This window comes from Rhodohalobacter sp. SW132 (assembly GCF_003390325.1).
Classification (GTDB): Bacteria; Bacteroidota; Rhodothermia; order Balneolales; family Balneolaceae; genus SW132.
The window spans coordinates 226,334-241,321 of the sequence record NZ_QUOK01000003.1; the positions used below are offsets into that span (position 1 = coordinate 226,334).

10 protein-coding genes are annotated in these 14,988 nt (G+C 44.2%); 2 read left to right on the forward strand and 8 right to left on the reverse strand.

Annotation, left to right across the window (positions count from 1 at the left end):
• Positions 1–57 precede the first annotated feature (57 nt).
• Positions 58–1,782 (forward strand): fasciclin domain-containing protein, encoded by a 1,725-nt coding sequence (locus DYD21_RS07970; protein ID WP_116035006.1) that lies wholly within the window; start codon positions 58–60, stop codon positions 1,780–1,782.
• Between the two features lie 871 nt (positions 1,783–2,653).
• Here DYD21_RS07970 and DYD21_RS07975 read toward each other — a convergent pair.
• The 8 genes from DYD21_RS07975 to ettA all read right to left on the reverse strand — a co-directional run bounded on the left by DYD21_RS07975 (position 2,654) and on the right by ettA (position 13,863).
• Positions 2,654–3,286 (reverse strand): SDR family oxidoreductase, encoded by a 633-nt coding sequence (locus DYD21_RS07975; RefSeq protein ID WP_116035008.1) that lies wholly within the window; start codon positions 3,284–3,286, stop codon positions 2,654–2,656.
• A gap of 178 nt (positions 3,287–3,464) precedes the next feature.
• Complete coding sequence (locus tag DYD21_RS07980; RefSeq protein WP_116035011.1) at positions 3,465–3,671, reverse strand: hypothetical protein; 207 nt, start codon at positions 3,669–3,671, stop codon at positions 3,465–3,467.
• Positions 3,672–4,132: 461 nt separating this feature from the next.
• Entirely contained in the window at positions 4,133–4,897 is a 765-nt protein-coding gene (locus DYD21_RS07985; RefSeq protein WP_147303527.1) for an SDR family NAD(P)-dependent oxidoreductase, read from the reverse strand.
• Positions 4,898–4,929: 32 nt separating this feature from the next.
• The gene (locus tag DYD21_RS07990; RefSeq protein ID WP_116035016.1) at positions 4,930–5,787 is read right to left on the reverse strand and encodes a fumarylacetoacetate hydrolase family protein; all 858 of its coding nucleotides are present in this window, start codon (positions 5,785–5,787) and stop codon (positions 4,930–4,932) included.
• A gap of 283 nt (positions 5,788–6,070) precedes the next feature.
• Positions 6,071–6,877: an SDR family NAD(P)-dependent oxidoreductase gene (locus DYD21_RS07995; protein ID WP_199535489.1), complete on the reverse strand. Its 807-nt coding sequence runs from the start codon at positions 6,875–6,877 to the stop codon at positions 6,071–6,073.
• A gap of 202 nt (positions 6,878–7,079) precedes the next feature.
• Positions 7,080–9,221 carry a plastocyanin/azurin family copper-binding protein gene (locus DYD21_RS08000; protein ID WP_199535490.1) on the reverse strand — a complete coding sequence of 714 codons (2,142 nt, stop codon included), beginning with the start codon at positions 9,219–9,221 and terminating at the stop codon, positions 7,080–7,082.
• A 34-nt stretch (positions 9,222–9,255) separates the two neighbouring features.
• Positions 9,256–11,109 (reverse strand): family 16 glycoside hydrolase, encoded by a 1,854-nt coding sequence (locus tag DYD21_RS08005; protein ID WP_116035018.1) that lies wholly within the window; start codon positions 11,107–11,109, stop codon positions 9,256–9,258.
• Between the two features lie 1,107 nt (positions 11,110–12,216).
• Positions 12,217–13,863 carry an energy-dependent translational throttle protein EttA gene (gene ettA, locus DYD21_RS08010; RefSeq protein ID WP_199535496.1) on the reverse strand — a complete coding sequence of 549 codons (1,647 nt, stop codon included), beginning with the start codon at positions 13,861–13,863 and terminating at the stop codon, positions 12,217–12,219.
• A 249-nt stretch (positions 13,864–14,112) separates the two neighbouring features.
• On the opposite strand from ettA, the gene DYD21_RS08015 reads away from it, so the two are divergent.
• Positions 14,113–14,886 carry a CDP-alcohol phosphatidyltransferase family protein gene (locus DYD21_RS08015; protein ID WP_116035024.1) on the forward strand — a complete coding sequence of 258 codons (774 nt, stop codon included), beginning with the start codon at positions 14,113–14,115 and terminating at the stop codon, positions 14,884–14,886.
• Positions 14,887–14,988: the final 102 nt, after the last annotated feature.

The window sequence follows — 14,988 nt, forward strand, 5'->3', positions numbered from 1 at the left end:
ATATTTTTTCATTCACTCTATCAGGATCTTTAACCCCAAAATAAACACTGAAAAATTATGAAGCGTAATCTATATAAACGCCTGTTACTATTCGCAGGAATTCCACTACTTATCATGACTTTTATTACCGCTTGCGGTGATGATTCACCGTCAGGCGTGGAACCCCCTGTAGAAGAAGATTTGAATATAGTTGAAACCGCTGAAGAAGCGGGTAACTTTACCACCCTCCTCTCCGTAGCAACCGATCTTGGACTTGCCGATGTTTTGGCAACAGAAGAATTAACGGTATTTGCTCCAACCGATGATGCATTTGCCAGCCTGCCAGACGGCCTGCTTGATGAACTATCAGATGATCAGTTAACTGAAATACTCCTCTACCACGTACTTGCCGGGGCTGTTATGTCGTCGCAAATCGATGCACAGCAAGATGCGGAAACGGAGCAGGGAGAACGAATTCTGCTGCAATCAAATGGCGGAGTGACAATTAATGGAACATCCACCGTAATCAGTGCGGATATTCAGGCTACCAACGGGGTGATCCATGCAGTTGATGAAGTTCTGCTTCCGGCTGAATTCAGAGAACCCGGAATTATTGAAGAAGCCCAGGCTGCAGGTGAATTTTCCATCCTGTTAGACGCAATTGAAGATGCAGGCCTTACCACAACCCTTCAGTTCCTCGGGCCATTTACTGTGTTTGCACCGTCAGATGATGCTTTTAATGATCTCGGGCTCGATGTAGTTGACGGACTGAGTGACGAACAACTTGCTGATATACTCACGTACCATGTACTTGATGGTGAAGTTGCCTCAGGCGATTTACAACCCACACAAACTGTTACCGCGTTGAATAGCGGTGAACTTTTCATCACAGCCGATAATGGCGATGTGACAGTGAACGGTACTTCCGGAGTATTTCTGGCGGATGTAGCTGCCAGAAATGGAACTATCCATGCCGTTGACCAGGTACTTCTCCCGGATGCGTATGGAAATGTGGTTGATAACGCGATTAAACGATACGATCTGACCACACTTGTGGACCTCGTTGTAGCGCAGGATCTGGCCGGTACTCTTTCTGATGAAAATGAAGAGTTTACCGTTTTTGCTCCCACAAATGATGCTTTTGAAGAGATCAGCGATGTGGTTGGCGGTCTAAACGACGAACAGGTTACAAATACACTTCTCTATCATGTTGTCAATGCAGCTGTAGAGTCCGGTGATCTTGAATCAACCCAAACTGTTGTGACGCTTAACGACGGCGAGGAGATTTTGATTGAAGTTTCTGACGGAATAGTCACGATAAATGGCGAATCTACCGTTCAGGTAGCAGATGTAGTTGGAACCAATGGTGTGATTCACATTATTGATACCGTTCTGATTCCGGAAGAACTTGGTGGAGGAATTCCTGCCGATGAAGCAGATGCAACGATCACGATTAACAACGTTGGATCCAGCGCATGGGTAATCGACGAGATTGAAGGTGATGGCGCTTCTGCTGAACTTGAAGAGGAAAATACACCGCTAACACTCGAAGCTGAACGCAGATATACGATTGTAAATCTTGGGGCTGAAGACCATCCGCTCCAGTTGCGAGATGCCGATGGCACCGTACTGATTTCTGCTCAGGGTGATGGAGAAATTCATAACTATGAACCGGCCAACGTAGTCGTAAATGATGAGGACGGGTCAATAACCTTCACCTTAACGGGCGGACTGGCCGAAGCTATTGCAACATACAACTGCACTCCGCACGCTGCAATGGAAGGCGATATAATTGTGAACTGATATTTAGAGAAGCTATTTTAGTTTCAAACATATTATAAATTAGGCGCTTTGATTCAGTTCAAAGCGCCTTTTTTTATTGGGTTTTAGAAAATTCATTGTAAATGAAAAAAGTATCATGCCGCATCCAGAAGCATCAGGGTGGGTCCATAGTAACGTGATGGTTCAAATCAAAAGGTATGACAACCCCGTCTCGTAGAGACGATATATTTGTAGAACCAGATCACATCGCCAAAACCAAGATCTTCCGTAGGAACAAAATGTTTCTTTGAACGGGCTTTGAGCCAATTCAAAATCCACATACCTAACCAAATATACCGTACCTACGGCACGGCGGATGGAATGCACCGCCAATTTTTTCTACAAATATAATGCTCCGATGGGAGCATGGTTTGCCACAAAAAAGTGACCAGCCCCGAACGGGGCGCTAGTCAACAGCCCGGGGTTGCAACCCCGGGAATTCGTTAAGGATCAAAAACAGGAATCCCGAGGCGTTAAATTCTGCAGAATCAAAGAACCCTCCGAGGGATTGTCCGATGAATGTTGCACCGCACCGAATCTATTGTCAAATAAGGAGATCACACGTTCGTGCCCGCAATGACGTGGTGGATTTGCCCAGGAATCCTTCAAACAATCTATCCAGACAGAACCCGTCTCGTAGAGACGATATATTTGTAGAAACAGATCACATCGCCAAATCCGGGATGTTCCGTAGGAACAATATGTTTCCTTGAACGGGATATACACGAATTAAAAGCCATGAGCCTAACAAAATATACCGTACGTACGGCCCGGCGAATGGAATACACCGACTATTTTTCTACAAATATAATGCTCCGATGGGAGCATGGTTTGCCACAAAAAGCTAAAATCATCAAAGTGACTGAAGGGCATCCGGAATCGGTGTATCACCTGATAGCAGGTCAAATGATTTATAAAACGTTTTTTCTTCTTCGAACGATTCGGCGACTACAGCAGCTACATCTTCCCGTGGAATTTCTCCCCCATCCAGGTTACCGACTTTTATATTGCCCGTTCCATTTTCATTGGTAAGACGTCCAGGTTTGATAATAGTATAGTTCAAACCACTGTTCAGTAATGCTTCATCAGCATCTGCCTTTGCCTTCTGGTATGCCTGAAATACCTCATCTCCTCTTGGTGTGTCTAACCCCATCGCACTAATCATTATATAGCGTTGAATTTCATTTTCAGCACAAGCTCTAATCAGTTTGATTGCACCATCGCGATCAACGGACTTTTTTCGCTCTTTTCCGCTTCCCGGTCCGGCACCGGCCGCAAAGAGTACGGCGTCAACATTACCAACGGCTTCTGAAATGTCGGCTTCCTGTTCAATGTCACAGATTACCGGTTCCACACCCAACTTTTTAAGATCACTTTTCTGTTCCTTTTTTCGAATAATTCCTCTTACATGGTGCCCCTTTTCAATCAATATTGGGTGAAGGTGACGTGCAATCTTTCCGCTTGCTCCTACGACAGTAATATTCATAGTTTGCTTATTGATTTGAAATTTATCTCTTATTGATCTGTACTGCGGTACCGACGGTAAGTAATCAGTTTCAAGGCATTGGAAAAGTCATCAATGTGTGACTTCTTGAAATTATGTCACTCAAAATTCAACAATATGTCATCTGATGATTGTTCACTATTGCCTCAGTACCAAAGCACTACTCTTTACGAATTTTGTATACAAGATATGCAGTGACCCCCATCGCTACCGTGGTTGCACCCAAAAGTAACCCAATATTCAAATCTCTCTGTGCTTTTTCAGCTTTTCCCAGGTACCCTGAGCCAACCCCCTTTTTGGCTATTAGCCGTTCAATTTTTTCAATCCGCTGTTCAAGTTCTTTTCGGGTTTTTTCTGTAATACTCATTTGAGTCAAAATTTTACGTTAATATTAATAAAACAGATTTCTTTGAATGTCACATAAAAAACATCATGGAACATATTAGCGTTCAATGAGTTCGGCAATTTTTACTTACTGCAGGCAAGATTGTTTCAAAATTGTTCATTAAATAGAAAGAGCCCCGGGTAATGAACTACCTCGGGGCAGAGCCCGCGAGGTATCAACTATGAACCCTTAACTTTTTGGTCAATACAAAGCTTACTTTTGGAGTGTCCCCCTTCGAAGGGGGCAATGGGGGATGATTTGTAGAGTTTTGAAACCATAAAAATTGTTAATTTGCTTGAATCAACACCTACTGGATCATCCCCCAGCTCTCTCCGTTCGCTTCCCCCTTCAAAAGGGGACTTTTATCTTTTTCCAACCCAGAGGGACGGGGAATTAAACCACTTATGATTAAACCAGAGCTCTAAGTTCCTGTCGAGTTGTTTTCAAATACTGCCACTCAACTTGATCCCAATCCCCCCGTCAATCCGAATCGGCTGCCCCGTAATAAAAGCCCCTTTTTCACCCGATACAAATGCCACTAATTCACCAATCTCCCTCTGATTGGCCATTCTTTCAACCAGGTGAATATCAATCGTTTCCTGACGCACCTTATCCGGATCGGCAGACTGGCTGAATGCCTCGCGGTTCATCGGTGTATCCACACCTCCAGGACATATTGCCACAGACCGGATTTCCGGAGCATAGTCTACGGCAATACTTCTGGTTAGGCCGATTAACGCCGATTTTGAGGCAATATACGCGGCTACATTTTTCTGGGCTACAAAAGCCTGAACGCTCGACATGTTCACCACAACTCCTTTACCTTGCTTCTGCATGTAAGGGATGGTGTGTTTGGCACACAAAAAAGCACCTTTCACATTCACTTCCATCACATGTTCCCATTCCTCCTCGCTGGTATCCGTCACGCCTGAATATTTCAGAATTCCGGCATTGTTGACAAGCACATCCACTCTGCCATAGTCCTTTATTACATCGCTAACTGCTTGTTGTACCTGTTTCTCACTGGATACATCACACCGGTAAAACCGGCATCGATCACCCAGATCCCGGGCAAGCCCGGTACCTGCTTTTTCGTCTACATCAAAAATTGCAACATTACCGTTATCACGATGAAAAATACGGGCACAACCTTCCCCTATGCCTTTTGCACCTCCGGTTATGATGATGGCTTTATCTGTGAATGACATATTCTGCAGTGATTTATTTAATGATGTCTGTGCTATAAATCCCAACTCTTAACTTGTTGTTTTGACGTCCCCAGCCCATCGATACCGAGTTCCACAATATCACCCGGTTTCAGAAATTGAGGAGGTTTAAAACCCAGCCCAACCCCTGCAGGTGTTCCCGTTGATATAATATCGCCCGGATGCAGGGTCATGAATTTCGAGATATAACTGACCAGGTAGGGTATACCAAAGATAAAATCACGGGTAGAACCGTCCTGTTTCATCTCTCCGTTTACCTTCAGCCAAAGTTTCAGATTATGTACATCATTCACCTCATCCTGTGTTGCCAGGTAAGGACCGATGGGGGCAAATGTATCACAGCTTTTACCCTTCACCCACTGACCTCCCCTTTCGAGCTGAAACTCCCTCTCGCTATAGTCGTTGTGTACACAATATCCGGCGATATAATCGAGAGCTTCCTCTTCCGGTACATAGGTAGCTTTCTTTCCGATTACAACCGCCAGTTCAACTTCCCAGTCCGTTTTTTTGCTGTTTTTCGGAATGATCATATCGTCATTCGGTCCAACGATAGCCGACGTAGCTTTAAAAAACAGAATAGGCTCCTCAGGTATATCCATTCCGCCTTCCCTGGCGTGATCAGCATAATTTAAGCCCACACATACTATTTTACCTGATCCTGTTACCGGAGGTCCCAGCCGCTGCGAAGAATCCACCGCGGATTTTGAAGTTGTTGTGTCTTTCAGCCAGGCTTCTAACTTATTCAATCCACCATCAGCAAAAAATGCAGGCGTATAGTCATTTGTAACTGAACTTGTATGAAGCCAATTTCCATTCTCGTCTATAATGCCAGGTTTCTCGTTTCCCGGGTTGCCGAATCTGATTAGTTTCATGAGTTAAACAGAATTTTAATGTTGAAGTTTTGAGTTAGTGTTCTGAAAAACAATCTGATATCTATGTAATGTGAATCATGCGTACCTCATATCTGTACCGTCATGCCGGACCCCGATACGGCATCTCCTGTCTACATCAAGGATAAGAGATCCCGCATTCCCCGAAGGGATCTCCGCGGAAAAGTACGGGATGACTCCCTTTTTGGGCAGACTCGGACTTTTATATTCATTATTTAAGAATCGACCTCAGGTTTAAAGCTAAAGTAATCCCATCCGGCAGCACTCATGAGTTTAATGTAGTAAAACCGCCGTCGATGGGAAAATTGGACCCGGTGATAAATGATGCTTCATCGGAACACAAATAAAGTGCCAGATAGGCAATTTCATCTGGTTTTGCCATCCGCCCAATGGGTTGGGTAGCGGAAAGTTTATCAAACATCTCTTTTTCACGGCCGGGGTAATTCTGCTTCAGATACCCATCCACAAATGGAGTGTGCACCCTGGCGGGAGAGATGGCATTACACCGTATATTATCTTTGATGTAATCCCTGGCAATTGAATAGGTCATCGTCAGTACGGCACCTTTACTCATCGTATAAGCGAAACGGTCCTCGATCCCAACCGAAGCCACAACAGATGCCATATTGAGAATCACTCCGGTTCCGTTTTTTTTCATTTTGTCAATTACAGCATAAGCACAGTTGTATACCCCTTTTACGTTGACTTTATACACATTGTCGAAGGCTTCTTCACTTGTATTTTCAAGATTCCCGATTTGAGCGATGCCAGCATTGTTTACAAGGATATCCAGTCGACCGCTTTGCTGATAGATCTGACCGATCACTTCCCTGACCACAGACTGTTTGCTTACATCCAGATGATGATATGAAGCTCTTCCATTATTGTTATTGATACCATTCATAACCTCTTCTCCGGCTTCGTCATCTAAATCCAGTATATGTACTTCAGCACCTTGTTGGGAAAAGATTTCGGCTATACTTCGTCCGATTCCTTTGGAAGCGCCGGTAACTACTGCCGTTTTACCAGATAATGAAAACAGGCTTGATTCCATTGATTTTTTGAATTGCATTTACGTTCCTGAGTAGATACCACTTAAATAGTATAAATGTAACAATCGGCCATAGCAATGTTCATCAGATTCTTCAAATTCATCCCGACTTTTTGATAGATTAACCACCATTCGACTTTAACATTACTTCTGCAATTTTTTAATTTATCATAAATGATGAAAAGACCTGTTTCAAATTGATTATTTCAGACTGATGATAATTTTAATTTACAATCAATCTTCCCCTCATCACAATATGGTGACCGGGGAATGTGCAAACATACGTATACTCGCCCGGTATATCGGGAGCTGTAAAGTATATTGATTCTGACATACCGGGACGAAGTATTGCGGTATAAAATAGTACATTATCATTATCTGGCACATACTGCATCTCAGGACCCTGCAAACCAAGCAACATGGCTTCTTCTCCGACCTCATCAGCTGTTCCCGGTTGAACAATGACTACATTGTGCTGCATATCATCGTCATTGATGAATTCCAATCTGATTTTGCTGCCTGAGTTTACTTCAATAGTTTCCATATCGAATTGCAGGCCGGGTTTTGTGCCTAATCTGATTGTTCTGTCAGGACCGTCGACCCAGGATTCTGGCAGCTCAGTGACCCGCTTAGCAACGGGTAAATCATCCGATTCTTCCCGGATTTCCTCAGCATTACTCTCTTCCTGTACTAAATCGGTTGCCGGACTCACCACATCACGAGGTTGAGCAGGATCAATTATGGCAGTCAGTTCATCATCCATCAATGCATCACCCGCCGGAATGTAATTCAATGTATAATACCCTGTATTGTGCAAAAGGGGTATTCCATCTTCTGAATGAATTTCTCCAAGCCGAACTTCATGAACGTACTTCTCACGCAAATTATCTACAACAATTCGTACTCTCAGCCCATCGTCTGATATCTTCAAACCCCGCACTGGAGCCTCTTCCTGACGAATGATCGGACTGCCGTAATCGTACCTATACATATACGTGAAGTTGGTCACATTGTAGTGAGCTAAATTAGCTGCCCGCTCCTGGTCAACAGGTTTCGTGAATTCGATTTCAAAACCGTCCGGCCTCGCTTCAATATTTCTCATTTCAAAAGGCACCTCACCATTCCATTCCAGGCGCTGCAGGCCGTACCCTCTTTCACCGGTTGAAGACCATCCCCGGTCTGTCATACCAACATACATGGCCCCATCTTCACCCCACTCCATCCTGAGAACTCCGGATGCAAATCCTCTTCTAAATGGAAATACAACACCCTGGTACTGGCCGTTTACTTTTTCCATCACAATACGATTAATTAAAGCATGTCCCTGATCACCTATAAAGTAATGACCTTCATAAGGGCCAAATGAATTATCCGTAGCTTCAAGTATATCTGATGTAGAAATCCCCATCAGGGTATGAGGGATCCAAACCGCCGGCAGTTTAATACCTGGCACGCGTTCCGCTGATTCATACATCGGACGTTCACTATCAACGATATCCTCTCTTCGCACATCAACTGGTGATTCTGGCCTGTCAGCCCATCGTAAACCGGCAGGATTTCCATGAAAATCGCCCTCTTCCACATGAGCCAGAAAACCTGACCCAATCCAGTCTCCTTCGTTTTCGGTGTAGAGAATTTCACCCCGGCTATTAACAGCAATTCCAGCAGGTGACCGCATACCTGACGAAAACGGTTTCATATCTCCCTCAGGAGTGATAATCATAGACCATCCTCTCCAGGGGACCCTGCTTTCAGCTTCCCACCACCTGGGGTTACCGAACGCGACATTTCCAGTCACCACCATATTGCCATTTGGCAAAAATGCCGGCCCAAAAGAGTACTCGTGATAGTGTCCTGATATCGGCCAGGCATAAACCCTTTCATACAGATCGGCTCTCCCATCACCGTTTGTATCTGTCAGTCGGGTCAATTCTCCCCGCTGAGAGGTGTAAAGTGAACCGTCCTGATAAACAAGTCCAAGTGTTTCATACATACCTTCAGCAAATTTCGTAAAGTGTGGTGCGCTGCCATTTTCCATTGCCGGATTGCTGATCGTCCATATCTCACCGCGGCGGGTTGCCACGGCCAGCTGGCCACTTGGCAGCAAGGCGATGCCTCCAACTTCCAATACAATGTCGTCTGGAACTACCACATCCCGGATCTGATAGTAGTCCTCTTCATTTGGCTCTGTAATAGGGGGATCGTCAGATATGACCTGCTGATAAAATGCCTGACTTGCAGGAACAAAGGTAAGCGCAGAAAAACAAGACAATAAAAACGTTAAAAACAGGATCTTTAGCTTACCTAATCTATTTAATAAATGGCTGGACATTCTGAGTGTGCTTTTAAAGTAATTTTCTTTCATATTATTCTCATTTGTAATAGCTTTTTCCATTGATCTACCAGATGAGTGTATAAGAGAGAGAATGATCATTCAGATCGTCTACCCTGATAAGCAATTCCTGGCCATGGCTTGTATCACGGATCCAGGCATTATTATCAGAATCGTTATTGAGCTGCAGGAAGAAGCTTTTATTATTTACCTGATAAAGACCATTTGGCAGCTGAGAAATTGACTCGCCATTAACGATTCGATACAACAGGTTCCTGTCCGCACCATTCATATCAAAATAGATTGTTCGCTTCAACTCCTTTCCATCATTATGCGGGATGATGGAATCTTTAATTTCTGCGTGATCAAACGTGTAATGAAATATGGGGGCATTGTTTGCATCAAACTGATAGCCTTTAAGACGATACTCGATCCCATTCTGTAGTGAGTCGGGCCATGCTTCTGATTCGCTGCTCAAGTACGCCATTGACGGAGCACCAGAGAGTGTTAGTGCTGCCTGCTCGTTGAGTGAGAGATTCCCGCCACCTCGTCCAATCCACATCGTGGAGATATCTAAAAAATCACCCTTCCAGAATCTCATCAGGCTTCCATTGTTCTGATCGAGTGCAAAATGTGCGCCTGATGGAAATCCAACAGCCGCTGTATGTGTGTGAACCTTATCTTCCATCCTCATAAAACCGTGAAACACGATCGGTTTATTATCCTCAGGCTTCAGCAAACTCGGCGGACGCTGTTGATTGATTGGTAACGCATTTTCCCTATGTAGTGAATGCATTCGAATTCCCGGCCCTTCAGCCATTAATCCAACGGCCGGCTGCCCGCCCCTTGCCCCGCGAAAATAGATCAGTTCGAAAGAATGGGTGCCTTCAGTAAGGGTAATCGTTTCTGTATTTGAATCCCCCCGGCGTGCATCGTCTCCCCGTTCCGAAAGAAGCTCGTTGCCAATCGTTACTCTATGACCACCATCAGAACGCACATCAAAGAAATATTCTCCAGGTTGATCAACATGGATTTCACCATGGTAAACCACCGCAAACTCACCGGAAGCACTCAGCATCTCAAGATCGATTTTTTCCAGCGATCCTTCTTCCGTTGACCGGGAATCTCCAACATCATCTGCAGTTTCAAAGTTGCCCTCGTAGAGCTTATAGGTGAGATTGTCCAGTTTTAATGGTGAATAATCATACATTTTGTACCGAATATTTCGAAATGCAACCGGGCCGTGATCCCCCTGGAATCGCAGGGGTCCTTTTGCTGTTTCCTCATTACTAATTGCTCCACCAGTGGGATGAACGAGGTTCACATTCCTGTGAATCAGCACACCATTTAGTTTTACCTCTTCCAATTTTGCATGTGAAATTTTTTCACCGTTTTCATCAAATCGCGGTGCTCTGAACCTGACTTCAAGATGCTGCCAAAGCCCCGGAGCTCTGCTTGCATTTGTTAGGGGAGCAATTCCGCCTACACCTCTGCCATTCTCCGACCACTGGTAGACTCCACCCATATCACTGAATATTGGATTTTTTTCACCCCAGCTGTCTAACATCTGAAGTTCATACCTACCCTGGAAATAAATACCGGAATTGGACTCTTTAGCCATCATAAATTGCAGTTCCAGATCCAGATCACCATGTTCCCAGGATGTGAAAATATCCTGAGGATTGTCACCCGCACTATCATTGATCAAAACGCCCTCACCTGATGAAAGTTCTACGGCATGGCGTTCATACAGATCCATAAAGACAGTTCCACCGATTTTCCAGTTTTCGGTTGTTTCCTGAAAGTCCTCCAGATTGCTCAGATCTATCACCTCATAAGATAATCCATTAGACTGACCTGTGAGGGTAGAATGAATTCCAGTAATCAATAAAATCAGCCCTACAAATAAAATTTTCACCATGGCATCTCAACAGATATGTAATGTTTTTTTGGATTGTTTGTATTTTAAAGTATTTGCTAACATAATACAATTCATGCTATTTCTGCATAGCATAGCAATTACTTATTCATTTGCTAAAATTGGATTTTGTTGTAATGATATTCCTTCAACAAAACGGAGAATATTTAAGCTATAACCTGCTGTCGTGTCATCAATAAAATGTAGGGTAAAACCTGTCAGGTTTAGGATTTACATGACACTACTCTGACTTCATCTCTTACAGGAAGGTTTTTGATACAAATCCCCTCCCTGTTCAACTTTCCGGAAAAAATATTGAAATAGTTTTCCCCAAATCATTTCGTTATTCGAATTCAACTTTATACAGTTTTTTAGTGTTCCTAAAAGCTAATACACACGAGATGAGGGATACTGTGACATATAATATTTTTTTTAATACTCCAGAGTAAAACACGAAACTCCCTGGGTTGTCCAAAAAGCATATACTAAATTCATAGAACCTAAAGGGCTTATGCAGGCTATGATTGTTTTATTATGCCCCCTCCATATGGAGTCTGTTTGCGACATAGTAGATTGTACAACTTTCAGCAGAAGTGGCAAGTGGAGAGGGTGTCAAGTGTAGAAATTCCAGCTCAAATTTAACTGATAGACTTAAATTAATTAGGCTCTAGTTAATAGGATTTACTTTTTATACATCCTCAAAAATAACGAAACTCACACAAAGCGGAACTTTCGGCGTTCAGTGGTGGATCCTGGGGCATATTGACCTTGGGTAAACATCCGCCTCAATCATCCCACCTCTGCCTTGTCGCTATCCTGCCTGCGGCAGACCCTTGGAAGGCTGTCTCCTCCGGGAAGGAGAGATATATCGACGAAACCATTTAGTCTGGACTGTTAACCTTTTCCTCAGCCTGTCATCTGTCGCAATTTGAGATTTGAGACCTCCCCTCCCGCCGAGGGGACAGAATAACGAAACCACGCAAAGCTGGACTTTCGGGATTCAGGGGTGGAGCCGTGAAGCCCCTGATTTTGGTTAATCACCCATCAATCATCAAAACGCATCACCTTCTAATATCTGCCAACATGCTGTAGAGGAAATGGTGGAATGCATTACTCCCGCATCAGTTTCTTATACTGAATCCTCTCAGGCTGATCCTCAGAAATACCCAGCCGTTCACGGCGGTTCTCTTCATATTCCTGGTAATTGCCTTCGAACCACTTCACCTGGCTGTTGCCTTCGAAAGCCAGGATATGGGTAGCCACACGATCTAAAAACCACCTGTCGTGGGATATTACAACTACACAGCCGGCAAAATCGAGTATTGCCTCTTCGAGGGCACGCAGTGTGTTAACGTCCAGATCGTTCGTCGGCTCATCAAGAAGGAGTACGTTGCTTCCCTCCTTCAGCATCTTGGCCAGGTGCACGCGATTACGCTCGCCGCCGGATATCTCAGATACTTTCTTCTGCTGATCGCTCCCGCTGAAATTGAAACGCGCAACGTAGGCGCGTGAGTTCACTTCGCGATCACCCAGCTTTACAAAATCCTGTCCGCCCGAAATCTCTTCCCAGATTGATTTTGACGGGTCCAGCGGACGCTTTTGGTCTACATACCCAAGCTCCACCGTATCCCCGATCTCAAGGGTCCCTTCATCCGGTTTCTCTTCACCGTTTATCATCTTGAATAGCGTGGTTTTTCCGGCTCCGTTCGGGCCGATCACACCCACAATTCCGCCCGGCGGCAAACTGAACTCCATATCTTCAACAAGCAGTTTGTCGTCATATCCCTTTTTCACGCCTTTCGCTTCAATCACTTTGTCACCCAATCGGGGCCCGGCCGGTATGAAAATCTCCATCTCCTCGCGGCGCTTTTTGCGATCTTCGGAAAGCAGTTCCTCGTATTGATTGATCCGCGCTTTGCTCTTCTTGCGGCGTCCTTTCGGATTCTCCCGTATCCATTCCAGCTCCTGTTGCAGCGTTTTTTGACGTTTGGATTCCTCTTTTTCCTCCTGCGAGAGCCGGTCTTTTTTCTGCTCCAGCCATGATGTATAATTCCCCTCAAACGGAATCCCTTCTCCGCGATCGAGTTCCAGGATCCATCCGGCAACATTATCCAGAAAATAACGATCATGCGTAACGGCAATTACCGTTCCCTCATATCGCGCAAGGTGCTGCTCCAGCCAACCCACTGATTCGGCATCCAGGTGGTTGGTAGGTTCATCAAGCAGAAGTACATCGGGTTTCTTCAACAGAAGCCGGCAAAGTGCCACTCGGCGCCGTTCACCTCCCGACAGATGTTCTACCGACGCATCTTCGGGCGGACAACGCAGTGCCTCCATCGCCTGCTTCAGCTTGCTATCAATATCCCACGCACCAATCTGGTCAATTTTTTCCTGAAGTTTAGATTGTTTGGCAATCAGAGCATCAAAATCGGCATCCGGATCACTGAATTTTTCATTGATCTCTTCATACGCTTTTAAAAGGTCCATCGTCTCCTGAACACCCTCTTCAACAATATCCCGCACCGTTTTGGAGGGATCGAGTTCCGGTTCCTGCTCCAGGTATCCAAACGTTGTTCCCTTCTGGCGGCTGATATCACCGATGTAATTCTCATCCTCTCCGGCGATAATTCTGAGGAGCGTACTTTTTCCGGACCCATTCAGGCCAAGAACACCAATTTTTGCTCCGTAAAAAAAAGAGAGGTAAATATCATTCAGTACACGTTTGTTGGGTTTATAAACTTTACTGACCCCAACCATCGAAAAAATTATCTTTTTATCACTCAATGGACTTACTATTAAATTAGATCTGCAATGAATTCACAAAATACAAAGAAAGTAGCGATTTTATGCCAGTTGATTTTCAGACATGAAAGTGGGAATAACTGAAAAAAACCAAACGTTTTGTATTTCACAATAGTTGTACCCTCAGAAATTTCATCTGCAGATCTACCCTGCGATAGATCAACTCAACGATTGGCTAAAAAATAAAGAAGCAACTTTTATTGGATGTCTAAACTCTCTTTACAAGACAAATTTATCGATATATCAGATTACGGACGTCCGTTTGCAACCCGGCTGGCAGCCCTTCTGAAACATACTTCAGCAACTCCTGTTCACATCACGCTTGTTTTTGGTGTTTGCGGCCTAATTGCTGTTTATGCTATTCTGATAGAGTTTTTTGTAACTGCAGCAATCTTTCTGATCCTGAAATCCATTATTGACGCTGCAGACGGTGAACTCGCAAGGGTTAAAAAATCACCATCGTATACAGGCAGATATCTCGATTCGATTTTCGATTTTATTCTGAATTTCCTGGTCATAACTGCCATCTGGATCGTTACAGAGCACGCTTTTACGACGGCATTTCTCGCATTCTTCTGTTTACAGCTGCAGGGCACACTCTACAACTATTATTATGTAATCCAGCGGCACCAGACCAGCAACGGGGATACGACCAGTAAAATATTTGAAACCGAGGTTCCAACTGCGTATCCGGGAGAAAATCAGAAAACCGTTGCCTTACTCTTTCGAATCTACTCTTTGTTCTATTCGTTATTTGACAGGCTGATTTACAGGATCGAACCCCATGCACCCCAATCAGATCCATTTCCAAAATGGTTTATGACGTTGTTATCCATTTATGGACTTGGCTTTCAGCTTCTGATTATTTCCGTGATGCTTGCATTCGGCTTAATCAACTGGATTATTCCCCTCTTAATTGTATATACAATATTTATATTTTTATTTATTGCGATCCGAAAATCAATCCTGAGCCGATAATTATTTACGCTGTAGTATCATGGTAATGGTGAGCTACTAAAGTCAGTCATCGGATGAGTCATTCATCAATCTTAGTTTGATGCGGCCCGACTCGAATTTCGA

Excerpts from the sequence above, each read along its gene's own strand:
- DYD21_RS07970 (WP_116035006.1), top strand. The coding sequence starts at position 58 with ATGAAGCGTAATCTATATAAACGCCTGTTACTATTCGCAGGAATTCCA.
- DYD21_RS07975 (WP_116035008.1), bottom strand. The coding sequence starts at position 3,286 with ATGAATATTACTGTCGTAGGAGCAAGCGGAAAGATTGCACGTCACCTT.
- DYD21_RS07980 (WP_116035011.1), bottom strand. The coding sequence starts at position 3,671 with ATGAGTATTACAGAAAAAACCCGAAAAGAACTTGAACAGCGGATTGAA.
- DYD21_RS07985 (WP_147303527.1), bottom strand. The coding sequence starts at position 4,897 with ATGTCATTCACAGATAAAGCCATCATCATAACCGGAGGTGCAAAAGGC.
- DYD21_RS07990 (WP_116035016.1), bottom strand. The coding sequence starts at position 5,787 with ATGAAACTAATCAGATTCGGCAACCCGGGAAACGAGAAACCTGGCATT.
- DYD21_RS07995 (WP_199535489.1), bottom strand. The coding sequence starts at position 6,877 with ATGCAATTCAAAAAATCAATGGAATCAAGCCTGTTTTCATTATCTGGT.
- DYD21_RS08000 (WP_199535490.1), bottom strand. The coding sequence starts at position 9,221 with ATGAAAGAAAATTACTTTAAAAGCACACTCAGAATGTCCAGCCATTTA.
- DYD21_RS08005 (WP_116035018.1), bottom strand. The coding sequence starts at position 11,109 with ATGGTGAAAATTTTATTTGTAGGGCTGATTTTATTGATTACTGGAATT.
- ettA (WP_199535496.1), bottom strand. The coding sequence starts at position 13,863 with ATGGTTGGGGTCAGTAAAGTTTATAAACCCAACAAACGTGTACTGAAT.
- DYD21_RS08015 (WP_116035024.1), top strand. The coding sequence starts at position 14,113 with ATGTCTAAACTCTCTTTACAAGACAAATTTATCGATATATCAGATTAC.